Annotated in this window: 25 protein-coding genes and 1 tRNA gene; 10 read left to right on the top strand and 16 right to left on the bottom strand. The window is 68.1% G+C overall.

The features are described from left to right. The first annotated feature begins 69 nt into the window (after positions 1-69). Complete coding sequence (locus FHR20_RS21815) at positions 70-1,365, top strand: hypothetical protein (protein WP_167301537.1); 1,296 nt, start codon at positions 70-72, stop codon at positions 1,363-1,365. 55 nt (positions 1,366-1,420) lie between these two features. On the opposite strand, the gene FHR20_RS21810 is transcribed toward FHR20_RS21815, so the two are convergent. Continuing rightward, positions 1,421-2,854, bottom strand: coding sequence for a glucoamylase family protein (locus FHR20_RS21810; protein ID WP_167301536.1), 1,434 nt, complete (start codon positions 2,852-2,854; stop codon positions 1,421-1,423). Positions 2,855-3,010: 156 nt separating this feature from the next. Continuing rightward, the gene (locus FHR20_RS21805) at positions 3,011-4,027 is read right to left on the bottom strand and encodes a LacI family DNA-binding transcriptional regulator (RefSeq protein ID WP_167301535.1); all 1,017 of its coding nucleotides are present in this window, start codon (positions 4,025-4,027) and stop codon (positions 3,011-3,013) included. Positions 4,028-4,218: 191 nt separating this feature from the next. Between FHR20_RS21805 and FHR20_RS21800 the strand changes: the two genes are divergently transcribed. Beyond that, positions 4,219-6,504, top strand: coding sequence for a glycoside hydrolase family 3 N-terminal domain-containing protein (locus FHR20_RS21800; protein WP_167301534.1), 2,286 nt, complete (start codon positions 4,219-4,221; stop codon positions 6,502-6,504). A 35-nt stretch (positions 6,505-6,539) separates the two neighbouring features. Here the strand turns inward: FHR20_RS21800 and FHR20_RS21795 are convergent, their stop codons facing one another. After that, a complete protein-coding gene (locus FHR20_RS21795) occupies positions 6,540-7,889 on the bottom strand; it encodes an MFS transporter (protein ID WP_167301533.1) in 1,350 nt (449 codons plus the stop codon). 160 nt (positions 7,890-8,049) lie between these two features. On the opposite strand from FHR20_RS21795, the gene FHR20_RS21790 reads away from it, so the two are divergent. Then, complete coding sequence (locus FHR20_RS21790; protein ID WP_167301532.1) at positions 8,050-9,222, top strand: acyltransferase family protein; 1,173 nt, start codon at positions 8,050-8,052, stop codon at positions 9,220-9,222. Positions 9,223-9,333: 111 nt separating this feature from the next. On the opposite strand, the gene FHR20_RS21785 is transcribed toward FHR20_RS21790, so the two are convergent. Then, positions 9,334-9,410 (bottom strand) — tRNA-Pro (locus FHR20_RS21785). A 143-nt stretch (positions 9,411-9,553) separates the two neighbouring features. Between FHR20_RS21785 and yajC the strand changes: the two genes are divergently transcribed. The 5 genes from yajC to FHR20_RS21760 all read left to right on the top strand — a co-directional run bounded on the left by yajC (position 9,554) and on the right by FHR20_RS21760 (position 14,021). Further along, entirely contained in the window at positions 9,554-9,895 is a 342-nt protein-coding gene (gene yajC, locus FHR20_RS21780; RefSeq protein ID WP_086130725.1) for a preprotein translocase subunit YajC, read from the top strand. After that, complete coding sequence (secD, locus tag FHR20_RS21775) at positions 9,895-11,487, top strand: protein translocase subunit SecD (protein ID WP_167301531.1); 1,593 nt, start codon at positions 9,895-9,897, stop codon at positions 11,485-11,487. Before yajC ends, secD begins: the two co-directional genes overlap by 1 nt. Positions 11,488-11,501: 14 nt before the next feature. Beyond that, complete coding sequence (gene secF / locus FHR20_RS21770) at positions 11,502-12,455, top strand: protein translocase subunit SecF (protein ID WP_167301530.1); 954 nt, start codon at positions 11,502-11,504, stop codon at positions 12,453-12,455. 4 nt (positions 12,456-12,459) lie between these two features. Beyond that, complete coding sequence (locus FHR20_RS21765; RefSeq protein ID WP_086130728.1) at positions 12,460-12,831, top strand: Mth938-like domain-containing protein; 372 nt, start codon at positions 12,460-12,462, stop codon at positions 12,829-12,831. A 68-nt stretch (positions 12,832-12,899) separates the two neighbouring features. After that, positions 12,900-14,021, top strand: a complete 1,122-nt coding sequence (locus FHR20_RS21760; RefSeq protein WP_167301529.1) for a DUF3089 domain-containing protein — start codon at positions 12,900-12,902, stop codon at positions 14,019-14,021. 82 nt (positions 14,022-14,103) lie between these two features. On the opposite strand, the gene FHR20_RS21755 is transcribed toward FHR20_RS21760, so the two are convergent. The 5 genes from FHR20_RS21755 to FHR20_RS21735 all read right to left on the bottom strand — a co-directional run bounded on the left by FHR20_RS21755 (position 14,104) and on the right by FHR20_RS21735 (position 17,299). Continuing rightward, entirely contained in the window at positions 14,104-14,730 is a 627-nt protein-coding gene (locus FHR20_RS21755; RefSeq protein ID WP_167301528.1) for a TMEM175 family protein, read from the bottom strand. Between the two features lie 41 nt (positions 14,731-14,771). Further along, complete coding sequence (locus FHR20_RS23100) at positions 14,772-15,365, bottom strand: hypothetical protein (protein ID WP_208413812.1); 594 nt, start codon at positions 15,363-15,365, stop codon at positions 14,772-14,774. 77 nt (positions 15,366-15,442) lie between these two features. Beyond that, complete coding sequence (locus tag FHR20_RS21745; RefSeq protein ID WP_167301527.1) at positions 15,443-15,598, bottom strand: hypothetical protein; 156 nt, start codon at positions 15,596-15,598, stop codon at positions 15,443-15,445. 59 nt (positions 15,599-15,657) lie between these two features. Then, positions 15,658-16,836 carry a glycosyltransferase gene (locus FHR20_RS21740; RefSeq protein WP_167301526.1) on the bottom strand — a complete coding sequence of 393 codons (1,179 nt, stop codon included), beginning with the start codon at positions 16,834-16,836 and terminating at the stop codon, positions 15,658-15,660. A 103-nt stretch (positions 16,837-16,939) separates the two neighbouring features. Beyond that, the gene (locus tag FHR20_RS21735; protein ID WP_167301525.1) at positions 16,940-17,299 is read right to left on the bottom strand and encodes a glycine zipper 2TM domain-containing protein; all 360 of its coding nucleotides are present in this window, start codon (positions 17,297-17,299) and stop codon (positions 16,940-16,942) included. Between the two features lie 105 nt (positions 17,300-17,404). Here FHR20_RS21735 and FHR20_RS21730 point away from each other — a divergent pair, with 105 nt between their 5' ends. Next, a complete protein-coding gene (locus FHR20_RS21730; protein ID WP_167301524.1) occupies positions 17,405-17,842 on the top strand; it encodes a cupin domain-containing protein in 438 nt (145 codons plus the stop codon). A gap of 940 nt (positions 17,843-18,782) precedes the next feature. On the opposite strand, the gene FHR20_RS21725 is transcribed toward FHR20_RS21730, so the two are convergent. From FHR20_RS21725 to FHR20_RS21700, 6 genes are all read right to left on the bottom strand, one after another. Continuing rightward, the gene (locus tag FHR20_RS21725; RefSeq protein WP_167301523.1) at positions 18,783-19,208 is read right to left on the bottom strand and encodes an OsmC family protein; all 426 of its coding nucleotides are present in this window, start codon (positions 19,206-19,208) and stop codon (positions 18,783-18,785) included. A 74-nt stretch (positions 19,209-19,282) separates the two neighbouring features. Next, positions 19,283-19,684, bottom strand: a complete 402-nt coding sequence (locus tag FHR20_RS21720) for a glycine zipper 2TM domain-containing protein (RefSeq protein ID WP_086130735.1) — start codon at positions 19,682-19,684, stop codon at positions 19,283-19,285. Between the two features lie 119 nt (positions 19,685-19,803). Further along, entirely contained in the window at positions 19,804-20,340 is a 537-nt protein-coding gene (locus tag FHR20_RS21715) for a DUF3617 domain-containing protein (protein ID WP_167301522.1), read from the bottom strand. 183 nt (positions 20,341-20,523) lie between these two features. After that, positions 20,524-20,682 (bottom strand): hypothetical protein, encoded by a 159-nt coding sequence (locus FHR20_RS21710; RefSeq protein ID WP_167301521.1) that lies wholly within the window; start codon positions 20,680-20,682, stop codon positions 20,524-20,526. Beyond that, entirely contained in the window at positions 20,679-20,888 is a 210-nt protein-coding gene (locus FHR20_RS21705) for a hypothetical protein (RefSeq protein WP_167301520.1), read from the bottom strand. The genes FHR20_RS21710 and FHR20_RS21705 overlap by 4 nt, the downstream gene beginning before the upstream one ends. 94 nt (positions 20,889-20,982) lie before the next feature. Continuing rightward, entirely contained in the window at positions 20,983-21,195 is a 213-nt protein-coding gene (locus FHR20_RS21700) for a cold-shock protein (RefSeq protein ID WP_167301519.1), read from the bottom strand. 305 nt (positions 21,196-21,500) lie between these two features. Here FHR20_RS21700 and FHR20_RS21695 point away from each other — a divergent pair, with 305 nt between their 5' ends. After that, entirely contained in the window at positions 21,501-21,908 is a 408-nt protein-coding gene (locus FHR20_RS21695) for a hypothetical protein (RefSeq protein ID WP_167301518.1), read from the top strand. A gap of 60 nt (positions 21,909-21,968) precedes the next feature. Here the strand turns inward: FHR20_RS21695 and uvrA are convergent, their stop codons facing one another. Further along, on the bottom strand, positions 21,969-24,923 hold the full coding sequence (gene uvrA, locus FHR20_RS21690) for an excinuclease ABC subunit UvrA (protein WP_167301517.1): 2,955 nt from the start codon (positions 24,921-24,923) through the stop codon (positions 21,969-21,971). Positions 24,924-25,007: the final 84 nt, after the last annotated feature.

Raw genomic sequence — 25,007 nt, 5'->3', positions numbered from 1 at the left:
CCGGCTTGCAATGTAGGATCTTTGATTGTTCCCTATATGTTCCGTGTGAACTTGTGTGAGGAATCAATCATGGCTTATGTGACGGAAGCGCAGCTCGCGGCGCCGAATGGTGCTTCGCTTGTCGGCTTCGAGCAGGGCGGGGGCGCGAACGCCGAGACGGTCGAGACGGCACTTCGCCGCGTGCTGTCGCTCGAAAGCTTCGCGGTTGGCGACGGCGTGGCCGACGATACGTCGGCAGTGGTGGATGCGATCGCGCGGGCGGCGGCGACCGGCCAGGTGCTGGACGGCAACGGTGGCAGGTTTCGGCTCACGGGGACGATCTACCTTCCGACGCTGACGCCATTGAAGCTGCGCAACGCCACCTTCCTGATCGATCATGCAGGCCCGGCCGTCTCCGCCCATTCCGCGTCGGGCAATGAGGTGGCGCGATGCACCTTCGAGATGGTCAACCTGCGCGCCATGCGAGACTGTGCGGTCGCGTGGGAATGCGCCTATTGGCAATATTGCCAGTGGATCAATTGCCTCGTCGGTACGGCGGGCGGCACTGCCAAGTTCGGTACGGCATGGCAGCTTCGCTCCGTGTGTTACTGGAACACATTCTATTCTCCGGAAGTCGAGCGCTGCGATCGCGGCTGGGATCTGGATGATGCCAACGATACGCGCTTCTTCATGCCGCGCATGGTCGATTTCAGCGGGACGCCCGAAGCTGCGGTCGTCTTCAGCGGTCCGGTTTCGGGGACGTGCTGGTACGGCATCAGCTTCGAAGCGGCGTTCAGCGCGGCACCCATCCAGTTCGACGCGAATTGCACCCAGAACTATTTCTATGGCGGACGAGTCGAGAGGCGCGGCGCCACCGGCCCGCGCGCGATCGCATTCAACGGCGCCGTTGCGAACGGCATCGTGGGGATGGCGCCGGTCAACTGGAACGATTTCTCCGATACGATCGGCAATAACTTCGTCCAGTTCTACGGGCAGTTGCCGGGGGCCATCCTGAACGCTGGCGCCGGTCAGTTCTTCGTTTCCTCCAACACCGTGAATGCGGATACGCCAGGCGGCCAGATCTACAACACCGTCCGGAATCGGTTTACCGGATATCTTTCCGCCTTTGGCGCCAGGGATTTCGCGATGACGCCGGCGGTGAGCGCGCTCGACATGAACGGCGAGGCCATCGACAATGTCGGCACGCTGATCCTCTCGGCCGCCGCTACCAGCCCCGGTAGCGGGAAGGTCGCGTTCGGAAACGGCACGGGTTCCGCCGTGGGGGCGGCGGGAGGAGCCGATGCCCTTCCCGCCAGGCCGCTGGGCTATCTGACGGCCTATGTCGGCGCGACGGCGGTGAAGATCCCCTATTACAACGCCAGTTGAGGATAGAAGAAAGGCCGCGCGCTAGCCCGGCCTTTCGCCCGGTGTTTTCCGGGGGCTAGCCCAGCCAGCCCCCGGTGAACCCGGCCAGCTTCAGCCCTTTGCGGATCGGCGCGCAGCCCTGCATGCGCTTCCAGACGAAGTCGTTCCGATAATTCGCCGCCTGGAGCAGAATCGAGCCCTGGTCGATGCCGATATGGTCGGTGTCGTACCAGCCCTTGGCCGGATCGACGCGGCCGTTGGAGAGCGGCTTGTCGGTCCAGCGGAAGCTGGGGTTGAACGAATCGTAGAAGCCGTACTTGCCGTAGAGCAGGTCGCCATGCTCGCGGCGCATCGCCTCGGCCGCCGGGATCACGATCTCCGGCGCGAAGGGCAGCGAGCTGAGCGCCGCGGTGGGAGCGATGGTGCCGTCGTCGCGCCCGTCGGGCTGGCCGAGCGGGCCGCGCGCGGAATAGCCGAAGAACTCGGCGGTCCCGCCCTTGAACGGCAGCTTGAAATCGCCCGGGCCGTCACAGGCGGAGAGGCCCCATATGTCCTTGGACCAGCCGTCCCAGCCCCGGGGATTGGCGATGCAATAGGCGCGGTTGGCATAGGTGGAGCGGCGCGAATTCTCGAAATAGTCCATGCCGGCCTCGCGCATCACCTTGTCGCGGATGCCGCGGAAGTCGATCCAGATATGGCTGTACTGGTGGCCGAGCAGCGGCGCGAAGGCGATGTGGCGAGTCGGCCCCTCGCCCCGCCAGCAGTGCGGATAGGGGGCGGTCCACACCTCCCAGCTGTCCGCCGGCAGCGGATGTTCCGGGGCGGCCAGGCCCAGGATATAGACGAACATCCCCTCGTTATAGCCGGTCCAGCTGGCCGGGATCAGGCCGCGCTCCGGGTGCCAGCCCATCGACACGGCCTTGCGGCCGTCGGTGCGGAAGAAATTCCAGTCGGCGCGGGCATAGAGTTTCTGCGCGAGGTCGCGGATCTCGCGCTCCTTCGCGTCCGCCCGGTCGTAATATTGGCCGGCGAACAGCACCCCCATCAGCAGCAGGGTGGTATCGACGCTGGAGAGCTCGGTCCTGCTGAAACGCTCGCCGGTGATCATGTCGATGAAGTGGTAGTAGAAGCCCTTGTGCCCGATCCTGCCGGTCGGCTCGGGGCCCTGGGGCGCTTCCCAGAAGAAGCGCAGCGTGGTGAGGGTGAGGTCGCGCGCCTCGGCCCGGGTGATCCAGCCGCGCTCGACGCCGATCGGATAGGCAGTGAGCGCGAAGCCGACCGCGGCGACCGAGCAGAAGCTGGGTGCGGGATAGCGATCGGGGACCAGGCCGTTGTCGCGCCGCGCCGTCTCCCAGAACCAGCGGAAGGTACGGTGCTCGATGTCGGCGTAGAAGGGCGGCAGCGCGCGGATGGCCGTGCCCTTGTGCGCCTGGGCCGCGGCGGTGCCGGGCAGCGCCGAGGCCGCGAGCAGCAGCGAAGACTGCGAAAGTAGCGCACGCCGGTCGATCATGTCCAAAGCCTCATAGCCGATAGAGCAAGGGGTCCCCGTTCCGCCCCGAAAAATTGGGGGCGACGCGCGCGGCGCCGCCCCCGAGGGGGGTGTAACCGGGGGAAGGGAGCCATGGAACCGGTTACAGTCCAGGCCGAGAAGGAGACGGAGCCGCGGTCACGCATGCGCGGCTCCGTTCCCGGAAGCGGTGCGCGGCGCCGTGGTGGCGCGCATCACCAGTTCGGGAGTGAGGATCTCGCTGGCACGGTGCATGTCCTTGCCCTCGAGCAGGTCGATCAGCCGGGCGACGGCACGGGCGCCCATCTCGGCGATGTTCACGCGGACGGTGCTGAGCGAGAGATAGCGGGCGAGCGGCACGTCGTCGAAGCCGGCCACCGCGATGTCCTCGGGCACGCGGGTGCCGGCGTCGCGCAGCGCATGGAGGCAGCCGATCGCCATCATGTCGTTGGCGGCGAAGACGGCGTCGGTGCGCGTGGTGCTTGCCAGTATCGCGCGCGCGGCGGCTTCGCCGGCCTCCTCGTTGAAGTTGCCCGGCAGGATGCGCGGGGGCAGATGGTGGCGGGCGCAGACGGCGAGATAGCCCTCGGCGCGCTGGGCGGCGTCGAGATTGCCGTCGGGTCCGGCGATGTGGACGATGTGGCGATAGCCATTGGCGACGAGATGCTCGACCATCGCCTCGGCGCCCGCGCGATTGTCGAAGCGCAGCGCCGGACGGCCGGGCAGGTCGGCATGGCTGTTGAGCAGGATCGAGGGGAGCGCGGGCGGGATGGCCTGTTCGAGCGTCTCGGGCGCGATGTGCGGGGCCATGACGAGCAGGCCGTCGACGCGGCCGCGCATGGTGCGCAGCGCGACCGCCGCCTGGTCGCTGTCGTCATGCATGTTGGAGAGGAGGAGGAGATAGCCGCGCCGGCTCGCTTCCCTGTCCATGCCGCGGACGCATTCGGAGAAGAACTCGCCGTGCAGGTCCGGCAGGACGACGCCGATCGCGTGCGCGCGGGCCAGGCTGAGGCTGCGGGCGCCCGCATGGGGGACATAGCCGAGCTCGTTCGCCGCCTTGATCACTTTCTCGCGGGTTTCGGCGCGGACATTGTCGAGGCCGTTCAGCGCGCGCGACACCGACGCGACCGAAACTTCGGCGCGGCGTGCGACATCGCGGATGGTGGCCTCGCCCATTTCAGTCCCTTCTCCCCGATCGACGCGTGTTTTCCCGCGTTTCAGACCGCTTCGGCGATTGCAATACAACCCGTCCGCGAGTTATGTAACCGGTTACGGCGGGCGGCGACAAGCAAAAAAGTTTCGCGGCCGGCCGGGTGCAGACAATTTCCGTCGGCGTTCAGCGGCGGGCGTTCAGGAGAGGAAACGAGATGTTCGACACCAGGATTTCGCGACGCGCGGCTCTCATGGGAGCCGGAGCGGTCGCGGCCTGGGCCGCGAGCCCGGCGCGCGCGATGCTGCAGGCGGCGGGCAGCCTGCCGGTGCCCGCCTTCATCGATTCGCTGATCGCCAAGATGACGGTGGAGGAGAAGGCCGGGCAGCTCACCATCCTGCCCGCGGCCTGGGGCGGCGGCGTCGCCACCGCGCTCAATCCGCCCACCAACGGGCCGAGCTTCGAGCAGCAGCTGGAGGAAGTCGCGAAGATGCGGCTCACCGGCGTGTTCAACGGCAACGGTGCCGAGATGGCCCGCCGGATGCAGACCGTCGCGATGACCAGGGCGCGCCTCAAGATCCCGCTGCTCTTCGCCGCCGATGTGATCCATGGCCATCGCACGATCTTCCCGGTGCCGGTGGGCGAGGCGGCGGCGTTCGATCCCGATCTCGCCGAGCGTACCGCGCGCATGGCCTCGTACGAAGGCGCTGCGGCAGGCATCGACTGGACCTTCGCGCCGATGGTCGACATTGCGCGCGACCAGCGCTGGGGCCGCACCATGGAAGGCGCGGGCGAGGACACGCTGCTCGGCGAGGTCATCGCCGCGGCGCGGGTGCGCGGCTTCCAGGGCAAGGACCTGAAGGCGAACGACGCGATGCTGGCCTGCGCCAAGCATTTCGCCGCCTATGGCGCGGCCGAGGCCGGGCTCGACTATTCGACCGTCGACGTCTCCGAACGGACGCTGCGCGAAGTCTATCTGCCGCCCTTCAAGACTGCGTTCGACGAAGGCGCGCTTTCGGCGATGGCGTCGTTCAACGAGATTTCGGGCGTGCCCTCGACCGGCAGCGAATGGCTGATGCGCAAGATCCTGCGCGACGAATGGCGTTTCGAGGGCTTTGTCGTCTCCGACTATACCGGCGACATGGAAATGATCGACCACGGCTTTGCGGCGGACGCGCGCGAGGCGGCGAAGCTCGCCTTCCTGGCCGGCGTCGACATGAGCATGACCAGCGGCTTCTACCGCGACCATCTGCCCGATCTCGTCGCCAAGGGCGAAGTGCCGATCGCGCTGGTCGACGAATCGGTGCGCAAGGTCCTGGCGATGAAGGCCCGGCTCGGCCTGTTCGAGGATCCCTTCCGCCGGATCGACGCCAAGCGCGAAAAGGCGCGCTCGCGCACCAGGGAAGCGATCGCGCTGTCGCGCGAGAGCGGCCGCAAGTCGATCGTGATGCTCAAGAACGACGGCGACCTGCTGCCGCTGCCCAAGAGCGGCAAGAAGATCGCCATCATCGGGCCGTTCGCGGAAGGGAAGCGCGACATCAACGGGCCCTGGGTGGTCTATGGCGACAATGCGCTGGCGATCGACCTGGCCAGCGGCGTGCGCGGCGCGGTGGCGGACAAGGGCTCGGTGAGCGTGACGCTCGGCTCGGGCGTCGAGGCGCCGCTGCCCGGCGGCATCGCGGCGGCGGTGGCCGCGGCCAATGCGGCGGACGTGGTGATCCTGGCGATCGGCGAGAGCGAGAACATGTCGGGCGAGGCGCAGTCGCGCGCCGAGATCGTGATTCCCGCGCCGCAGATGGAACTTGCGGAAGCAGTGGCCCGGACGGGCAAGCCGATCGTGGTGGTGCTCAAGAACGGCCGGGCGCTGGCGCTGGACGGCGCGGTGCTGGCGGCGCCGGCGATCCTCGTCACCTGGTTCCTGGGCTCGGAGGGCGGCAACGCGACTGCCGATGTGCTGTTCGGCGACTACAGCCCGGCCGGGCGCCTGCCGTGCAGCTTCCCGCGCTCGCCCGGGCAGCAGCCCTATTACTACAACCACAAGCCGACGGGCCGGCCGAACCCGGAGGGGCCGCTCCAGCCGTACAAGGCGCATTATCGCGGCATCCCGAACTCGGCGCTGTTCCCGTTCGGGCACGGCCTGACCTATGGCAAGATCGGCTATTCGGACCTGTCGGTGCCGGGGACCCTGGCCTGGGACGGCGAGATCGCGGTTTCGGCGAAGATCACCAATTCGGGCAGCCGCGCAGTCGAGGAAGTGGTGCAGCTCTACATCCGCGACCGGGTGGCGAGCGTGACGCGGCCGGTGCGCGAGCTGAAGGCGTTCCGCAAGCTGGCGCTGGCGCCGGGGGTGAGCGAGACGGTGACGTTCAAGCTGCGCCGGGAACAGCTGCTGTTCATCGGCCGCGAGAACAAGCCGACGGTGGAGCCGGGGCTGTTCGACCTGTGGATCGCGCCGTCGGCGGAAGCCGAGGGCGTGAAGGCGCAGTTCACGCTGGCGGCCTGATCTCCTGGATCCTCCCTCGCGAGGCGGGGGAGGATCTATTCGGAATGCCCCTCCAGGTCCTTCACGATCCGGGCATGCGCGCCCTTGCCCAGCGGGTTGAGCAGCATCAGCACGCACGACAGCGCCAGGAACGCCAGCGGCACCAGCGCGATGGTGAGGCGCATCGCGGCGAGGGTCGCCTCGCTCTGCCGGACGTTGGCGACATAGCCGGCCGCGTCGAAGCCGCTTGCGAGCAGCAGCGTGGCGACGCCGATCGCGATGCGCTGGAGCAGCGCGGCCATGCCGAACACTGCGCCTTCGACGCGCAGGCCGGTGGCCTTCTCGCCATATTCCACCGTGTTGGGCAGCATCGCCCAATAGGCGAAGTGCAGCCCGACGATCAGCGCCTGCATCGCCACCAGGAAGAGCTGCATCGGCGCGGCCCGGTCGATATGCGCGCCGGCGAACAGCACCAGCCCCGCCATGCAGAAGCCGGCGGCCAGGAACCATAGCCCGCGCGTGCCGAGCAGGCGCTGGAGCAGCATCCAGAGCGGCACCGCCGCCGCGCCGACCACGCCCATCCAGGCAAGCGCGCTCTGCCCCGCCACATCGTCGCCGATGAAGTACTTGAAATAATAGAGCACCGATTTGTTGAGGATCGTCACCGCGACGATCATCGCCATCATCGCGAGGTTGAGCGTGACGAAGGCACGATTGGCGGCGAGGCTGGCGAGGCTGGCCGCGATCGAGGGGGGCTGGGTGCGCGCGGGCACGACCTGCTCGCGGTAGCTGGCGCCGACCAGCACGAGGATCGCGGTGCCCAGGATCGCGAACAGGATCGCCGCGCCGAGATAGGCCTGGGCGGGAACCGCGCTGCCGCTCAGCCAGGCGCCGAGCGGCAGCGTCCCGCGCGCGACCAGCACCGCCGCCATCGTGCCGAACAGCATGCGCATGCCGGCCAGGAAGGCGCGGTCGCGGCTGTCGCTGCTCACCCGCGCGCTCATCGCCAGATAGGGCACGTTCACCGCGGCATAGGCGGTGCGGAAGAGCAGGTGGCCGGCGAAGATCGTCGCGATGCCCCACCATCCGCTTGCAAGGGGCGGCATATAGGTGAGGACGAAGGCGAGCCCCAGCGGGATGCTGCCCAGCATCAGGAAGCGGCCATAACCGCGCCCGGGCTCGCGCCGGTCGGCGATCGCGCCGGCGAGGAAATTGGCGAGCCCGTCCCATACCGAGGCGATGGTGTAGATCGCGGCGGCCCGCGCCACCGGCAGGTCGAGCGCCTCGGTGTAATAGAAGAGCAGGAAGAGCATGATGCTCTGCCAGTAGAGGTTGAAGGCGAAGTCCCCGAAGGCGAAGAGCAGCAGCCGGAGGCGTGCCGGCGCGGCGCGGAGGCGGGCGATCATCGGGCCTGTCTAGCGCGGCGCGGGCGCCCCCGTCACGGGCTTATCGCGCGCGCGCCAGGCAGGGGGCGGGGCACCCGTCGACGGGCGGGCTTGCGCGGCGGTCCGGGCTCCGGATACGGCTGTCGTGCCGGGGAACGGCGGGCGGCGTTGGAGGTGCGCGATGGACATTCGGCCGGCCGACATCCGACGAGTCGAATGTCTCGACGGACTGCGCGGGCTGGCGGCGCTCTGGGTGCTGTTCGGGCACCTCGTGATCCTCACCGGCTTCCGCCTGCCGGTGCTGAGCAAGCCCGATCTCGGCGTCGACCTGTTCATCCTGCTCTCCGGCTTCCTGATGGTGTTCCAGTATAGGCTGCGCGCCGGTGCGGAGGATTGGCGTGCGCCCGGCACCTGGGCGGCGTTCTGGGCGCGCCGCTTCTTTCGCCTCGCGCCGCTCTTCTACGTGGCGCTGGCGGCGGCGCTGCTCGCCGGGCCGGCCCTCTATGCCGACCGGGTGGCGATCGACAGCTTCCTGGGCCAGCCGCTCCAGCCGCGCGAGCGCTATGCCGATGCGAGCCTTGCCAATATCGCGGCGCATGCGAGTTTCGTGTTCGGCCTGCTTCCCGACTATGCCTTCCGCACTCCGCTGCCGGACTGGAGCCTGGGGCTGGAGATGCAGTTCTACGCTGCCTTTCCGTTCCTGGTGCTGCTCGCGCGGCGGATCGGCTGGGTGCCGGCGGCGCTGGTCGCGGCGGGTGCGGCGCTGGGGCTGGCGGTGATCGCGCATCGGCTGGGGCTCGATTTCCCGATGCCCGCTTTCCTGCCGCTCAAGCTGCATCTCTTCCTGTGCGGCATGCTGATCGCCGCCGATCCCGGGCCGGGCCGGGGGCGGATCGGCGTCCATCTCGTCGTGGCGATGCTGCTCGCAGTGATGCCGGTGGGGGGCGATCACGACCTGCTGCACATCGTCGTGCGTGAGGCGCTGGTGCTGGGCTTCTTCGCGCTCGTCCATCTGCGTTCGCTGGGCGCCGTCGACCGGGTCGCGCGGTTGCTGGGCGGCAAGCTGTTCCACTGGCTGGGGGAGCTTTCCTATGGCGCCTATCTTATCCACTTGCTGATCCTGTATCCGGTCGCGGCGGGCGTGACCGCGCGTTTCGGCGCCGGGCTTGGTGCGGCCGGGCGATTCGCATTGACCGGCGCGATCGTGGTGCCGGCCACCTATGTCCTCGCCTATGTCACCTACAGGCTGGTCGAGTTGCCCGGGCAGCGTCTTGGCAAGGCCGTGATCGCCCGGGTCGCCGGCGACCGGGTGCGTGCGCGCCAGACCCTGCCCGAGGAGATCGCGGCGCCCTGACCGGGATGCGCAGGCGCGCGCCCGCGCGAACGCGAGTGAGGGTTCGCAGTATCGGGGTCATGGCTGAGGGCAGGGCCCCGAAAGGGGCGGATCGGCGATCGATCGATGAAATGGTCGGGGCGACAGGATTCGAACCTGCGACCCCCACACCCCCAGTGTGATGCGCTACCAGGCTGCGCTACGCCCCGACCAAGGGTGCGCCCTCTAGGCCGGACCGGCGCGGGATGCAACCCATGGGCGACAATAGTTGCGCCGGGGTGTGCCGCATGTTAGCGCGCCGCGCTTGAACGGTGCGGATTCCTCCGCCCATAACAATAATAATCAGGACCCCATGCTCATCACGCCAGCACATGCACAGGCCGCAGGCGCGGCAGCCCAGGCCAACCCGATGGGCGGCGTCCTCGGACTTGCGCCGCTCGTCCTCATCTTCGTCGCCTTCTACTTCCTGATGATTCGCCCGCAGCAGAAGCGGATGAAGGATCTTCAGAACGCCGTGAACGCCGTGAAGAAGGGCGATCAGGTCGTCACCGGCGGCGGGCTGCTCGGCAAGGTGACCAAGGTCGACGAGACCGAAGTCGAGATCGAGCTCGCTCCCAATGTGAAGGTCCGCGCGATCAAGGCCACGCTCACCAGCGTGATGCCGGCCGGCGGCGCGAAGCCCGCGAACGACTGATGCTCGACTTTCCCCGCTGGAAGATCACGACGATCCTGGTCGGCATCGCGATCATGATCGCGCTGTCGATTCCGAGCTTCTTCCCGAAGAGCGCGCGCGACCATTGGCCGAGCTGGGTGCCCAAGCCGGCGATCAACCTCGGCCTGGACCTCGCCGGCGGCAGCTTCCTGCTGTTCGAGGCGAACACCGACGACGTGCGTCAGGCCAAGCTGACGCAGATGCAGGATCAGGTCCGCGCCGAGATGCGCAAGGACCCGAAGATCGACATCGGCGACATCTCGATCCAGGGCGGCAAGGTCAGCTTCATGCTGCGCGACCCGGCCAAGGTCGATGCCGCGCGCGAGAAGCTGCTGGCGATCACCGGCACGGGCGTGGGCACCACCGGCCAGCGCCAGTGGGACGTCGCCGTGGTCAATTCGTCGCAATTCGTGCTGACGCCGACCGAGGCGGGGATCAACGAAGCGATCGATACCGCGATGGGCGATGCCCGCGAAGTGATCGAGACGCGCATCAACGCGCTCGGCACGGTCGAGCCGACCGTGGTGCGCGAAGGCACCAACCGCATCGTCGTGCAGGTGCCGGGCCTGCAGAACCCGACCGCGCTCAAGGCGCTGATCGGCCAGACCGCGGTGCTCGAGTTCCGCCTGGTCGATGTCAACGCCGATCAGAACGCGGTGCAGCGCGGCGAGGCGCCCGCCGGCGATGTGATCATGCCGTACCAGGCGGGCGGCAAGGTCGCCGTGCAGCGCCAGGTGATGATCAGCGGCGACATGCTCGTCGACGCCAAGCAGACCTATGACCCGCAGACCGGCGCCCCCGGCGTCACGCTGCAGCTCAACGGTGCCGGCTCGAAGCGCTTCGCCAAGGTGACGCAGGAGAATAGCGGCAAGCCGTTCGCGATCATCATCGACGGCGTCGTGATTTCGGCCCCGAACATCAACGAGCCGATCCTGGGCGGCAGCGCCGTGATCAACGGCGGCTTCACGGTGGAGAGCGCCAACCAGCTCGCGATCGCGTTGCGCTCGGGCAAGCTGCCGGTGAAGCTGAAAGTGGTGCAGGAATCGACGGTGAGCCCCGAGCTCGGCGCCGATTCGATCCGTGCCGGCGTCACGGCCTCGATCATCGCGGTGATCGCGGTGATCGCGTTCATGATCCTCACCTATGGCCGCTTCGGCATCTACGCCACGCTGGCGGTGATCATCAACGTGCTGGTCATCCTGGCGGTGATGGGGCTGCTCAACGCCACGCTGACGCTGCCGGGCATCGCCGGCTTCGTGCTGACGATCGGCACCGCGGTGGACGCGAACGTGCTGATCAACGAGCGCATCCGCGAGGAGCGGCGGCGCGGGCGCAGCGTGAGCCAGGCGGTCGAGCTCGGCTACAAGGAAGCCAGCCGGACGATCTTCGAGGCGAACGTGACGCACGCGATCGCCGGCCTGATCATGGTGATCCTGGGCTCCGGGCCGGTGCGCGGCTTCGCGGTCGTGCTGCTGATCGGCATCGCGACTTCGGTGTTCACCGCTGTCGTGTTCACCCGCATGCTCGTCACGATCTGGTTGCGCCGTAACCGGCCGACCGAAATCCACATTTAACGGAAGCGACGCGCATGCGGCTCCTCAAGATCATTCCCGACAATACGAACATCGGGTTCGTACGCGTCCGCTTCATCGCCTTCGCGGTCACCACCTTGCTCACCGTCGCCGCCGTGGCGCTGGTGGCGATCCACGGGCTCAACATGGGCGTCGATTTCGTCGGCGGCGTCTCCATCGAGGAGAAGTTCGCCAGCCCGCCGCATCTCGACCAGGTGCGCGAGACGGTGAACGAGCTCGGCTTCGGCGAGGCTGCGCTCCAGCAGCTGGGCGGCCAGAACACGGTGACGATCCGCCTGCCGGTCCCGCATTCGACCACGCCCGACGCGGTCGACAAGATGGTGGAGACGGTGAAGACGGCGCTGGCGGCGAAGTTCCCGGGCGCGACCTTCAGCACCTATTCCACCGTCTCGGGCAAGGTCTCGGGCGAGCTGGTGAACAAGGGCATCCTGGCCGTGGTGCTGGCGATCATCGGCATCGCGATCTTCTCGTGGTTCCGCTACGAATGGCAGTTCGGCATCTCGACCGCGGTGGCGATCATCCACGACGTGCTGATGGCGCTCGGCTTCTTCGCGGTCACCGGCATGGTGTTCGACCTGAACATCGTCGCCGCCGTGCTGACGATCATCGGCTATTCGATCAACGACAAGATGGTGATCGACGATCGCATCCGCGAGAACATGCGCAAATACCGCAAGATGGGGATGAGCGAGCTCATCGACCTTTCGGTCAACGAGACGCTGCCCCGCACGGTGATGACTTCGCTGACGATCATGCTGGCGCTCGCTTCGCTGCTGATCTTCGGCGGCCCGGTGCTGCGCGGCTTCACCGCCGCCATGATGCTCGGCATCGTCGTCGGCACCTATTCGTCGATCTATGTCTCGTCGTCGCTGCTGATCACGCTGGGGCTGAAGCCGGGCCCGCGCGAGGAGAAGCCCTCGCCGGCGAGCGGCGCCGAGCGCGTCCGCTGAGCCGATGGAAGTGAAGCGCGCCAGCGCGGAGGGGCCGGTCATCTCCGGCTTCTCCGGGCGCGGCTTTCGCGTCGACGAGGGCGTCTATGAAGGGCTGCTCATCACGCCCGAGCGCGCCGATGGATGGGCGCCGCCGCCGATCGCCGAATTGACCGAGGCCGATCTCGCGCCCCTGCTGGGCCTGGAGCCCCGGCCCGAATTCCTGCTGCTCGGCACCGGCAGGACTTTGGTGCGCCCGCCGCGGGCATTGGCCGAGGCGCTGGGCGCCAGGGGCATCGGCATCGAGGCGATGGACAGCCGCGCCGCGGCCCGTGCCTGGGGCGTGCTGCGCGCCGAACTGCGCTGGATCGCCGGGGCGCTCTACCCGCTGGACTAGTTTCCCGGAGGGGAGGCTTTCCGCATCGCTCGAACATTGGGTATGCTGCCCGGAAAGGGAGAGGCAGCATGATGATTCTCGCGCTCGCGCTGGCCATGGCCGCTGGGTCGGACACGCCGGACTATCGCAATTCCGCCAACTGGCTCTGCCGGCCCGGCCGGCAGGATGCGTGTGCAGCGGACCTCTCCACCACGGTGGTCGCCGCCGACGGTGCGCGCCGCGTCGAGCCGTTCAAGGCTGCGCGTGCGCCCCAGTTCGATTGTTTCTACGTCTATCCTACCATCTCGCTCGACCCGACGCCCAATAGCGACATGATCCCGGGCCCCGAGGAGAAGCGCGTCGCCCAGTTCCAGGTGGCGCGGTTCGGCGCCAATTGCCGGGTGTTCGCGCCGGTCTATCGCCAGGTCACGCTCACCGCGCTCAGGAGCCTCATGGGCGGCGGCGCGCCGGCGATCGACCGCGACATGGCGTATCGCGACGTGAAGGCGGCCTGGGACGACTATATGGCCCATGACAACAAGGGGCGCGGCGTGGTGCTGATCGGGCACAGCCAGGGCTCGCTGATCCTCACCCAGCTCGTCGCCCGCGAAATCGACGGCAAGCCCGCGCAGAAGCAGCTGGTCTCGGCGATGCTGATCGGCAGCTCGGTACCGGTCCCGATCGGCAAGGACGTGGGCGGCATATTCCCGACGATCCCGCTGTGCCGCAGCGCCGATCAGGCCGGATGCGTGATCACCTATGCGAGCTTCCGCGCCGACTCGCCGCCGCCGGCTGGCAGCCGCTTCGCCAGGGGCGACAGGCCCGGCGTCGAGGCGGGCTGCACCAACCCGGCGGCGCTGGGCGGCGGCAGGGCCGTGGCGCATGCCTATCTCAATGCCGGGGGCAACATGCTGATCCCGGGCCCGGCCGAGGCCTGGAGCAAGGACGGCGCGCCCGTCGCCACGCCCTTTGTCAGCGTGCCGGGGCTGATCTCCACCGAGTGCGTCGACAGGGACGGCTTCAACTATCTCGCGGTGACGGTAAACGCGGATCCGGCGGATGCGCGCACCGACACCATTCCCGGCGACGTGAAGGTGGGCAACGCGATCCTGAAGGACTGGGGCCTGCACCTGATCGACATGAACCTGGCGCAGGGCGACCTGGTCGACCTGACCGCGCGCCAGTATCGCGCCTGGGCGAAGAAGCGCTAGGCGCGGCCTAGGTTCTTTCATCGTCATCCCCGCCTGCGCGGGGATGACGGCATAAAATCAGATACTTGTTTGGATTTCCAACCTAGCGCGCCGGAGAGATGCGCATCAGCAGCTGGCGCCAGAAGGGAATGGAGATCAGCGCGACCTGGCCGAGGAACGGCACGACAAGGCTGACGACGAAGGCAGTGACCGAGCCGAGGAACGCCGCCAGCCCGCGCTGGCGGATCATCCTGCGGTGCTGCTCCGACACATGCTCGCCCACCACCGGCGGCGCGGTGAGGATGCGCTGGACGATGATATTGAAGATCGAGATCAGCACCATCCAGCCGCAATAGAAGGCCGTCGGCACGCGGTGGCCGAAATACTCCGCCGTGAAGGCAGTGAAGAAGGGCATCGCCGCGATCGTGCTGAGCAGGAGCAGATTGGGTGCGAACAGCACCGGGCTCCACTGGCGGGCGCAATCGAAGGCGCGGTGATGCCCGGCCCAGAAGGCGCCGATCGCGAAGAACGAGACGAAGAAGCCGATGAAATTGGGGATCAGCTTGTTCAGCGCCTCGAGGAACGCGGCATCGGTATAGGGTGCGGTGATGTGCGGCACATGGATCTCGATCACCAGCAACGTGATCGCGATCGCGAACACCGCGTCGGAAAAGAACGCCATGCGCTCGAGACCGTGCGCCGGCCCCTCGGCGTGCGGTTTGTCTTTCATCGATACTCCCCCTCTGGTTCGGCGGCGTGCCTAGCAGAGGATCAGCGCGTCGTCTTGGGCGGCGTCGTCTTGGCGCGGCGCGTGGTGGCGCGCGGCGTGGTGGCGGGCGCCTTGGCCGCCGCGGCCTTGCGCGGTTTCGGTGCCGGCTTGGGTGCCGATATGGTCGCGGGGGCCGGCTTGGCTGGAGCCGCCTTGGGCTTTGCCGCGGTCTTGGGCGCCGCCGGCTTGGCCTCGGCCTTGGTTGCGGGCGCCTTGGCGGCGGCCGGCGTCGCGGGCGTCTTGGCCGCGGATGCGGGCTTGGCCGCACGCTTCGACGGTGCCTTGGCGGCCGGCTTCGCGGCGACGGTGCGCGTGCGCTTCGCCACCGGCTTGGCCGCGGCAGGGGCCGATGCGGGCGTCGGGGCGGGCGGGGAAGCGGGAGCGGCCGCTTCCTCGGCCTTCTCGCTGGGCTTGAGCTTGGCGGCCAGCGCGACCAGGCCCGCGGCGAGCAGATCGTTCACCACCGGATGCTTGGCCAGCGCGTCAAGCTGCCTGCGCAGTTCCTTGGGCAGTTTCATCCCGGCGATGCTCTTGGGAAGAAAGCCCTTCTTCTCGGGCTTGGTATCGCCGGCCCGCTTGTCCTTCTTGCCCGCCATCACTCGGTCTCCACCGCTGGTAACTTCACTGTCATGAATGTCACGGACCGACGCCGCCTAGTCAACGCGGAAAAGGATCACTCCTCTTCCGCTTCCCAATCGGGTTCGAACTCTATCTCCAGGTCGCCCGGGCCGATCGGCGTCTCGGGCGGCTGCTCCGCCTGGGGCAGGATGTAGTAGACGAGCGGCGGCGCTTCGGCGGGCCGCTCGGGCAGGTTGCGAAAAGGGTCCATCGTCCATCTCTCTCCGTTACGCCCCGGGCACGAACGGCGGGCGGGGCGAAGCGGTTCCCTCAGGTGCCGTGGCGGCGATCGACGAGGCGCTGGAGAAACGCGTGGAGGCGGGTGCTGTTGGCGGCCCAGGTGAACGGCGCGGCGACGGCGCGGGTGTCGGCCGGAGCGGGCGGCGCCGCGATCAGCGCGCCCAGGGCTTCGGCAAAGGCGGCGGGGGCGCGCGGAACGATGCTGCCGGCCGCCGGCGCCGTGACCACCTGGCGGGCCCCCCCCACATCGGGGACGACGATCGGGGTGCCGCTCGCCAGCGCCTCGAGCCATGCATTGGCGAGGCCCTCGCGTTCCGAGGCAAGCGCCATCGCATCGGCGGCGGCGAGCGCGGCGGCGACGCGATCGGGAGGGATCGAGCCGAGCAGCCGCACGCGGTCGCCCAGGCCGAGCTGCTCGATCCGCGCCTCGAGCCGCTTGCGATCGGGGCCTTCTCCGGCGATCCACAGCGTGACGCCGGGAAGCGTCGAGACAGCGTCAATGACGATATCGTGCCCCTTGATCGGAATCAGCGCGCCGACCGAGAGGACGAGCGGCCCGTCGATGCCGAGCTCCGCCTTGGCGGCGGCACGGTCGCGGGGCGCGAAGCGGGCCAGGTCGACGCCGGTGGCGATCGTCTCGATCTTCTCGCCCGGAATGCCCATGGCGATCATGTCGGCGCGCAGCGCATCGCTCACCGAGAGCACGCCGTCCGCCCTCCGGCCGGCGGCGATCACTTGTGGCCCGATGGTCTTGCGCCGGCCCCAGTCATGGATGTCGGAGCCGCGCGCCTTGATCGACACGGGCACGCCGATGCGCTCGCCGAGCAGGACCGCGGCGGGGCCGTCGGGGAAGAAGAACTCGGCGGAGATCACGTCGAACGGGAACTCCCTGTGGATGGCGCGGAGCAGCGGGGCGAGCGCGGCGGCGAGGGCCCGGGCATGGAAGCGGCCGCCGGTGCCCGGCAGGTTGCGGAAGCGGGGGCGGTGGACGGTCAGTCCATTCCAGGTCTCGCGCTCCGGCAGGGCGGCGAGACGGGCGTAGCGGGAAAGCCGTGCCAGCGGCCAGGGCGGCAGGCCGAGCGGGGCGACGACACGCACTTCCGCATCCTCCCGTTCCGCCAGCGCCCGGGTCTGGCGCTCGACGAAGATGCCGAAATTGGGGCGCGACGCATCGGGGAAGAGCGTCGAGAGGACGAGCACGCGGAGCATGTTCCCGCCTATAGCCGGCAAGGGTTAATGGGCCGCTCGCCATGCGAAAACGGTTCGCCCGGCGCGTTCTCCGGGCGAACCGTTTCCTGTTGCCGGCAGGGGATCAGCGGCAGCGGCGCTTGCCGCTGCGCTCGATCTCGCGGCCCGCCACCGCGCCGGCCGCGGCACCGAGCAGCGTGCCGACGGTGCGGTCGCCGCGCGTGTCGATCGTGCGGCCGACCAGCGCGCCGGCCACGCCGCCGACCACCAGGCCGGTGGTGCCGTCGGGCTTGCGGCAATAGCTGCGGCCGTCACGCCCGCGCCACTCGCGATAGGCATAGCGCTTGCGATCGCGGCGATCCTGCGACCAGTTGCCGTCGACGCCGGCCTTGGCGATGGCGGCGGCGTTGGCCGCGACCGGAACCACCGCGACGGACGGCACGGCCACGGCGATCGCGCCGAGCGCGAGAATGAATTTCCGCATGTTACACTCCTGATGCACTTTGGGGCAAACCGGGAACCTAACGTTTCGGTTCCGAACTAGTTTCATGAACGGAAGACAACATATCGTTCATCGGAGGGAAGGAAAATGGACGAAGCGCGGGCGATCATCGAGCGGCTGCAACTGGTGCCCCATCCCGAAGGCGGCTGGTATCGCGAGACCTGGCGAGCGGCGCCGGGCGCGGACGGGCGGGCCGGGGGCACCGCGATCCATTTCCTGCTCGAGCGGGGCCAGCGCTCGCACTGGCACCGGGTGGATGCCGACGAATGGTGGCTCTGGCACGCCGGCAGCCCGCTCGCGCTCCACGTCGCCGACGCGGCGGACCGCGATCCGGCGACGACCCGGCTTGGCGGCGACGTGACCGCCGGCTATGCGCCCCAGTGCCTGGTCCCGGCGAATCGCTGGCAGGCGACCGAGGCGCCGCACGGATGGGCGCTGGTGAGCTGCATCGTCGTTCCCGGCTTCGATTTCGCCGGGTTCGAATTGGCGCCTCCCAATTGGTCCCCGCGCAATAATATTGCCTAGTTGTCCACGTTATCCACAGTCTTCACAAGTCTGCAGGGGTATTTCGCGCTTTGCGCGACTCGGGTTCGATGACACCATCATGACTGTAGACGGAACGGTCCGGCGGCGGGAAACCAAAGCAAGATCAGAGGTTTACACGGGCCGGAAACGGTGCAGGTGCCTTCGGGAAACCGCATTCGGAGATGGTTCGGGGATGCGAGGCCCCGGAAGTTGCGAAGCCGAAGTGCCGCCCAGGCGCTGCCGAGGTTTCGAGGGACGCCGGAGCATGGTTCGGCCGGAAGCGGAGGGTGCTGCGCAAGCATCGCCCGAGGTGGAAGGACGAAGCGGAAAGGGGTCGGAACCCTGGTTCGCGGAAAGGGGTGCGCAAGCGCCCGGTTTCGGGAGCGAAGGAACGGCCCGCCGGGAGATTGGCCAGCCGGACGCGCTGCGCAAGCGATGCGGAAGGACCTGGAGGGATCGAGCGGAGAGAAGCATCCAGCAAGGCTTCCGATTTCCGGCCCCCGGCCGAAGAGACGAAGCGGGCCGCCGAGGCTGGTAACCGCAACTCCCCTTCGGGGTGAGTGGACAACGGCCAGCCTCGACGACCGACCCGAGGTTCGCATGCCCTTGCCGGCGCGAGCCGAGGATGCCGCCGAAACCATGCCGACGATCCGTCCGGATCCACGGCAGCAGTCCGGCGACACGGGGCCTGGCAGCGATGCCGGGCCCCTTTTGCGTTGCGCGGCGCCGCCCGGCCGAGGTTCGGAACCCGGGTCGGGGCACATTCAGCGGAGCCCGCCACTCCCCCGCAGGCGGGGGTGGCGAAGGAAATCGAGGTCTTAGCCCCGGCTCGACAACTCAGGCACCTGTCCGCAGCCCGGCGCATGCCCCACATGGCGCCGGCAAGGCAGGCGAAATCCTGCATTGCAGGCACCGGGCAAGCGCCGGAACGGCGCGACGATCAGAGCAGGGTCGCGTCGAGGCTGCTCTCCGCCTTGAGCAGCTTGGAGACCGGGCAATTGGCATGGGCACCGGCGGCCAGTGCCTCGAACTGCGCCTGGGCCAGGCCGGGGACGCTGGCCCTGAGCGTCAGGTCCGAGCGGGTGATGGTGAAGCCGTCGCCATCCTGCTCGAGCTTCACCGCGGCGCGCGTTTCCAGCGAGCCTTCGCTGAAGCCGGCCCGGGCCAGGGCGAAGCTCAGCGCCATGGTGAAGCAGCCGGCATGGGCGGCGGCGACCAGTTCCTCGGGATTGGTGCCGGGCTCGTCGGCGAAGCGCGTGTTGAAGCCATAGAACTGGTCGGTCAGAACGCCCGACTGGGTAGTGATATGGCCCTTGCCCTCCTTGCCGAAGCCTTCGTAGCGGGCAGTCGCGGTACGGGTCGTCATGGCATGCATCTCCCTCTTTGCCGGGCCCCTGATCTAGGGAATCCGGGGCCCGGCTTGAAGGCCGTCCGTTCGGACTAGCGGCAGCGCGCCTCGCCCTTCTCGACCGACGAGCCTACCGCGCCGCCGGCCGCCGCGCCGAGCAGCGCGCCGAGCAGTTCCGAGCCGCCCGGTGCGATCGCCGCGCCGAGCAGGCCGCCGGCCACGCCGCCGACCACCAGGCCGGTGGTGCCGTCCGAGCGGCGGCAATAATAGCGGCCGTCCTGGCCCCGATAGACACGGTCGTTCCGGCCCAGCCGATATTCGCGATAGCCGCGGCCCTCGCGATAATAGCGATCGGCATAATAGCCGCCATATGACGGATCGGGACGGTTATAGTCATAGTCGCGATAGCCATAGCCGCCGCCGGGCCGCGTGTCGTAATCGGTACAGCCGGCAAGCGCCGTCGTGGCCGCCAGGCCGAGGATCAGGATGCGCATCGGTCTCTCCTCCGTGAACCCGCTCGCCTGGGGGAATGCACGGGGGGCGGAAAAGGTTTCGCCTCCATCACGAAATTGGTGGGCGGCGGGGCCGGCGCTTCGCCGCCCCGCCGCTTGCGTCAGCTCTTCTCCTTGCCGGTGCAGGCGCCGGCGCGCTTCGCGTCGATCGTCATCGCCATGGTGCCGGCCTGGCCGCCGCTGGAGGTCACTTCGGTGTGATAGGAATCGGGGGAATAGGTGCCCTTGATCGTCATGTCGCGCTTCTGGCCGGCGGTCTCGCAGGTCATCTTCGCGTCGATCGTGCCGCCGGCCATGGTGAAGTGATCGTAGCGGCAGCTCTTGTCGCCGCCGAACATGCCCGCCTTGGGCGACTTGACGTCGGCCTCGGTCACGCAGCTGGCGAACTCCTGGCCCTTCATCATCTTGTCCTTCATCGTCTTCGCCATTTCGGGCGGCATCTTGTCCATGCCCGGCATGTCGAGATTGGTGATGGTGACCTTGCCGTCCCAATGGCCCGGCGAGATGAAGCTGCCGGAGCCCTGGGCCGCGGCAACCTTGTTCGAGACTTCCTCGACCGAGGCATTCTCGGCCGTGACCTTGGGCCCGGAATTACAGGCGGCAAGGACCAGCGGCAGCAGCATGATGAAGCGCTTCATCGGAATCCCCTCTTTCAGTTGACCTGCCCCGGACGGGGCTATGCCTTGAACGCGGAAAAACGGCATGTGGCCCCGCCCCCGCGCTCGACTGGGCGCACGAGGAGACCGGATGGACGGAAGCGTTATGGAAAGGGATGGGCCGGGGCCAGGCCGAAAGCCGGCCCCGGAAGAAAGCGCCGGCTCCTAGCCGAGCACCTCGATCGCCGCGGCGCGGGCAATGGCGCGCTGACGCTGGCTGGTCTCGAGGGGGAAGAGGCGGCGGTGCGGCGGCACAAAGGCCTGGAAGGGCCGGCTGGCGCCGCGGATAATCTGGGTTTCGTGTATTCGATTGAAAAAGTTCATGTAGTTTCCTGTGTTGTTGATCGGATGGCCGGACTGGCCGCCTCTCGTGCAATGCGCGAGCTGACGGTTCGTTCCTGGCGGACGGCCATTTCGAGCCATGCCGCTTCTGCCCGCAGCCGCTGTTCGCGGACATTTTCGAGCGTGGCGGCATCGGCCTCGGCACGGCATTTCGCCGCCTGAGCCCGGAAATCGGGTTGGTTTGCCACGGGTGCGTTCTCCAAGAGAGGACGTTGGGGTGGCGGCGCCCCCGCAAGGGAGCGGAAGACGCCGCCGACGGCCGAAGCCGCCTGTCGGAGTCCGTTATTCGGCCGGCGACAGATTGGCGGCCGACGGGCGGCCGCGCTTGTCGTTCTCCAGCTCGTAGTTGACGCGCTGGTTCTGGCTGAGCGTGCTCATGCCCGAACGCTCGACGGCGCTGATATGGACGAAGTGATCGTCCTTGCCGCCATCGGGCGAGATGAAGCCGAAGCCCTTCGTCGCATCGAAGAACTTGACGGTGCCGGTATAGCTCATGTGCTTTCTTCCTCATGTTATCGGCCGCGCCCAGTGCGAGCGGACCTCGCGCTGCAAGGGGCAGATGGAAGGAAGAAGGGGCCGCAAAGCGCCGAAAACCGTCGAAATGCGACTGTAGCATCTAGTATGTGGGGAGCGGGGGCCGAAAGCGCAACCCCCCGGCCATGACGGCACCGTCCAGCCGGCCGTCTCGATGCCTGTGCGAGCCGCGATTCCCGCCGCGTGATCGCCGTCACGCGTGCCGGTGCCGGGCCGGCGCTATCCCCCGGGGCGGAAGGCCTGGCCTTCGTTCAGGGAGAAGAGACATGAGCTACAGGATCGCATTGGCCGCCGCCGCGGCCGCCCTGCTGGTGCCGATGGGTGCGCAGGCACAAGAGACCCTCGCCCCCAGCGAGCTGGCGCGCGACGCGCTGCCGGCCGATGCCGATACCGCCCGGATCGAGATCGCCCGCGCGGACCTGGCCGGAGCGATCGGCACCTGGTCCGGCGTGCGCAACTGCGGCGACGCGGCACGGGTGAAGGGGCTGATGCAGGCGGCGTTCGACCGCTGGATCGGCCAGCAGGTGCAGGCGCGGCCGGGCAGGCTGCTGATCACCTATGGCTGGGAATCGAGCAGCTGGTCATATCGCAACGGCAGGAGGCCCTGGCCCAGCAATGCGCGATACTGCCGGGGCAGCTTCGGCAGCGCCAAGGTCTATGCGCGCTTCTATTGAGCGAGGGGAGGGGCACCGCCCCTCTCCCCAACCCTCGCCCCGGGGCGGGGAGAGGAAGCGCTATTCCGCCGCCACGGGCTCCTTCCGTGCACCCCTCTTCTCGAGGAGCGGCGCCAGATACCTGCCCGTAAAGCTGCGCGGTTCCTTCACCACGTCCTCGGGCGTGCCCTGGGCCACGATCTCGCCGCCCTTGACGCCACCTTCGGGACCCAGGTCGAGGATCCAGTCCGCCGTCTTGATGACGTCGAGATTATGCTCGATCACCACCACGGTGTTGCCCTGCTCGACCAGCGCATGGAGCACTTCGAGCAGCTTGCGGACGTCCTCGAAGTGCAGGCCGGTGGTCGGCTCGTCGAGGATGTAGAGCGTGTTGCCGGTGGCCCGCCGTGCCAGCTCCTTCGCCAGCTTCACCCGCTGCGCCTCGCCCCCGGAGAGCGTCGTCGCCTGCTGGCCGACCTTGACATAGCCCAGGCCGACCTCGGCCAGCATCGCCATCTTGTCGCGGATCGGCGGGACGGCCTTGAAGAACTCGACTGCGTCCTCTACCGTCATGTCGAGCACCTCGGCGATGCTCCTGCCCTTGAACTTCACTTCCAGCGTCTCGCGATTGTATCGCGCGCCGTGGCAGACGTCGCAGGTGACATAGACGTCGGGCAGGAAGTGCATCTCGATCTTGAGCACGCCGTCACCCTGGCACGCCTCGCAGCGGCCGCCCTTGACGTTGAAGCTGAACCGGCCCGGCTTGTAGCCCCGCGCCTGGGCCTCGGGCAGCCCCGCGAACCAGTCGCGGATGCTGGTGAAGGCACCGGTATAGGTCGCCGGGTTCGAGCGCGGGGTGCGGCCGATCGGCGACTGGTCGATGTCGATCACCTTGTCGAGGTGCTGGAGGCCGGTGATCCGGTCATGCTTGCCGGCGAGCAGGCGGGCGCCGTTCAGCTGGCGCGCGGCGGCGGCATAGAGCGTGTCGATCGTGAAGCTCGACTTGCCCGAGCCCGAGACGCCGGTGATGCAGGTGAACGTGCCGAGCGGGATCGATGCGGTGACGCCGCGGAGGTTGTTGGCGGTGGCGTTCTCGACCGTGAGCTTCTTGCCCGTGCCCTTGCGGCGCTTGGTCGGCACCGGGACTTCGCGGGTGCCGTTGAGATAGTCGGCGGTCACCGAGCCGGTGGCGGTCAGGATCTGGTCGAGCGTGCCGCGCGCGACGACCTCGCCGCCATGGACGCCGGCGCCCGGGCCCATGTCGAGGATATAGTCGGCGGTGCGGATCGCGTCCTCGTCATGCTCGACGACGATCACGGTGTTGCCGAGATCGCGCAGCCGGCGCAGCGTGGCGAGCAGCATGTCGTTGTCGCGCTGGTGCAGGCCGATCGACGGCTCGTCGAGCACGTAGAGCACGCCGGACAGGCCGGAGCCGATCTGCGAGGCAAGGCGGATGCGCTGGCTCTCGCCGCCCGAAAGCGTGCCCGAGGTGCGATCGAGATTGAGATAGTCGAGGCCGACATTGTTGAGGAAGCCCAGCCGCTCGTCGATCTCCTTCAGGATCGCGCGGGCGATCTCGCGCTGCTGGTCGGTCAGCGTGGCGGGGAGCGCCTTGAACCAGCCGAGCGCGTCGACCACCGAGAGGCGCGTGGCGTGGCTGATATCCTCGCCCGCGATCTTGACCGCCAGCGCCTCGGGCTTGAGGCGGGCGCCGCCGCAGGTCTCGCAGGGATGGGCCGCCTGGTACTTCGACAGTTCCTCGCGCATCCAGGCGGATTCGGTCTGGAGCATGCGGCGGTTGAGGTTGCCGATCACGCCCTCGAACGGCTTCTTCACATCGTACGACTTCTTGCCGTCGACGAAAGTGAGGGTGACCGGCTTGCCGCCGGTGCCGTGGAGGATGATCAGCCGGACCTCGCCGGGCAGGTCGCGCCAGGGCGTGTCGAGGCTGAAGCCGAACTCGCGGGCAAGGCTGCCGAGGACCTGCATGTAATAGGGGCTGGGCGGGTTGGACTTGGCCCAGGGGACGACCGCGCCCTTCTTGATGCTGAGATCGTGATTGGGGACGACCAGATCCTCGTCGAACACCAGCTTCTCGCCCAGGCCGTCGCATGCCGGGCAGGCGCCCTGGGGCGCGTTGAACGAGAAGAGGCGGGGTTCGATCTCGGGGATGGTGAAACCGGAGACGGGGCAGGCGAACTTCTCGGAGAAGACGATGCGGTTGTCGGGAATGCCGGCGCCCTTGAGGCTGCCGCCGGTGGCGTTGAACTCGGCGCGGGCTTCCTGGACGCGGGCGCCCGTCACTTCGGCGACGCTGGCGTCCACCAGATCGACATAGGCCAGCCCGTCCGCGAGCTTGAGCGCGGTCTCGAAGCTCTCGGCGAGGCGGGTGGCGATATCGTCGCGGACGACGAGGCGGTCGATCACCACTTCGATGTCGTGCTTGTATTTCTTGTCGAGGGCGGGGGCCTCCTCGATCAGATAGGTCTCGCCGTCGATGCGGACGCGCTGGAAACCGGCGCGCTGCCATTCGGCGAGCTCCTTGCGATACTCGCCCTTGCGGCCGCGCACGACCGGAGCGAGGAGGAGCAGCCGGGTGCCCTCGGGCAGCGCCAGGACGCGATCGACCATCTGGCTCACCGTCTGCGCCGAGATCGGCAGGCCGGTGGCAGGCGAATAGGGAATGCCGACGCGCGCCCAGAGCAGGCGCATGTAATCATAGATCTCGGTGACGGTGGCGACCGTCGAGCGCGGGTTGCGCGACGTCGTCTTCTGCTCGATCGAGATGGCGGGGCTCAGGCCTTCGATATGATCGACATCGGGCTTCTGCATCAGTTCGAGGAACTGGCGGGCATAGGCGCTCAGCGACTCGACATAGCGGCGCTGGCCCTCGGCATAGATGGTGTCGAAGGCGAGGCTCGATTTGCCCGAGCCCGAAAGACCCGTGATCACCGTGAGCGTGTCGCGCGGAATGTCGACGTCCACGCCCTTCAGATTGTGCTCGCGCGCGCCGCGGACGGAGATGTGGGTAAGCATGCGGGAAGCCTGACTGTTCCAGTTATGTTCCGATTATAGGGAGCACGCCGGCGAGGTCAACGCGCGAGATCGCATGTGGGGCCA

It is taken from the genome of Sphingomonas leidyi (assembly GCF_011761945.1).
GTDB lineage: Bacteria > Pseudomonadota > Alphaproteobacteria > Sphingomonadales > Sphingomonadaceae > Sphingomonas > Sphingomonas leidyi.
Note: the sequence above shows the minus strand (reverse complement) of the source record. Positions and strands in the feature narration are given on the sequence as shown.

What these genes read in the sequence shown, in the direction of transcription:
- FHR20_RS21815 (WP_167301537.1), top strand. Translation starts at nt 70, where the DNA reads ATGGCTTATGTGACGGAAGCGCAGCTCGCGGCGCCGAATGGTGCTTCG.
- FHR20_RS21810 (WP_167301536.1), bottom strand. Translation starts at nt 2,854, where the DNA reads ATGATCGACCGGCGTGCGCTACTTTCGCAGTCTTCGCTGCTGCTCGCG.
- FHR20_RS21805 (WP_167301535.1), bottom strand. Translation starts at nt 4,027, where the DNA reads ATGGGCGAGGCCACCATCCGCGATGTCGCACGCCGCGCCGAAGTTTCG.
- FHR20_RS21800 (WP_167301534.1), top strand. Translation starts at nt 4,219, where the DNA reads ATGTTCGACACCAGGATTTCGCGACGCGCGGCTCTCATGGGAGCCGGA.
- FHR20_RS21795 (WP_167301533.1), bottom strand. Translation starts at nt 7,889, where the DNA reads ATGATCGCCCGCCTCCGCGCCGCGCCGGCACGCCTCCGGCTGCTGCTC.
- FHR20_RS21790 (WP_167301532.1), top strand. Translation starts at nt 8,050, where the DNA reads ATGGACATTCGGCCGGCCGACATCCGACGAGTCGAATGTCTCGACGGA.
- yajC (WP_086130725.1), top strand. Translation starts at nt 9,554, where the DNA reads ATGCTCATCACGCCAGCACATGCACAGGCCGCAGGCGCGGCAGCCCAG.
- secD (WP_167301531.1), top strand. Translation starts at nt 9,895, where the DNA reads ATGCTCGACTTTCCCCGCTGGAAGATCACGACGATCCTGGTCGGCATC.
- secF (WP_167301530.1), top strand. Translation starts at nt 11,502, where the DNA reads ATGCGGCTCCTCAAGATCATTCCCGACAATACGAACATCGGGTTCGTA.
- FHR20_RS21765 (WP_086130728.1), top strand. Translation starts at nt 12,460, where the DNA reads ATGGAAGTGAAGCGCGCCAGCGCGGAGGGGCCGGTCATCTCCGGCTTC.
- FHR20_RS21760 (WP_167301529.1), top strand. Translation starts at nt 12,900, where the DNA reads ATGATGATTCTCGCGCTCGCGCTGGCCATGGCCGCTGGGTCGGACACG.
- FHR20_RS21755 (WP_167301528.1), bottom strand. Translation starts at nt 14,730, where the DNA reads ATGAAAGACAAACCGCACGCCGAGGGGCCGGCGCACGGTCTCGAGCGC.
- FHR20_RS23100 (WP_208413812.1), bottom strand. Translation starts at nt 15,365, where the DNA reads ATGGCGGGCAAGAAGGACAAGCGGGCCGGCGATACCAAGCCCGAGAAG.
- FHR20_RS21745 (WP_167301527.1), bottom strand. Translation starts at nt 15,598, where the DNA reads ATGGACCCTTTTCGCAACCTGCCCGAGCGGCCCGCCGAAGCGCCGCCG.
- FHR20_RS21740 (WP_167301526.1), bottom strand. Translation starts at nt 16,836, where the DNA reads ATGCTCCGCGTGCTCGTCCTCTCGACGCTCTTCCCCGATGCGTCGCGC.
- FHR20_RS21735 (WP_167301525.1), bottom strand. Translation starts at nt 17,299, where the DNA reads ATGCGGAAATTCATTCTCGCGCTCGGCGCGATCGCCGTGGCCGTGCCG.
- FHR20_RS21730 (WP_167301524.1), top strand. Translation starts at nt 17,405, where the DNA reads ATGGACGAAGCGCGGGCGATCATCGAGCGGCTGCAACTGGTGCCCCAT.
- FHR20_RS21725 (WP_167301523.1), bottom strand. Translation starts at nt 19,208, where the DNA reads ATGACGACCCGTACCGCGACTGCCCGCTACGAAGGCTTCGGCAAGGAG.
- FHR20_RS21720 (WP_086130735.1), bottom strand. Translation starts at nt 19,684, where the DNA reads ATGCGCATCCTGATCCTCGGCCTGGCGGCCACGACGGCGCTTGCCGGC.
- FHR20_RS21715 (WP_167301522.1), bottom strand. Translation starts at nt 20,340, where the DNA reads ATGAAGCGCTTCATCATGCTGCTGCCGCTGGTCCTTGCCGCCTGTAAT.
- FHR20_RS21710 (WP_167301521.1), bottom strand. Translation starts at nt 20,682, where the DNA reads ATGAACTTTTTCAATCGAATACACGAAACCCAGATTATCCGCGGCGCC.
- FHR20_RS21700 (WP_167301519.1), bottom strand. Translation starts at nt 21,195, where the DNA reads ATGAGCTATACCGGCACCGTCAAGTTCTTCGATGCGACGAAGGGCTTC.
- FHR20_RS21695 (WP_167301518.1), top strand. Translation starts at nt 21,501, where the DNA reads ATGAGCTACAGGATCGCATTGGCCGCCGCCGCGGCCGCCCTGCTGGTG.
- uvrA (WP_167301517.1), bottom strand. Translation starts at nt 24,923, where the DNA reads ATGCTTACCCACATCTCCGTCCGCGGCGCGCGCGAGCACAATCTGAAG.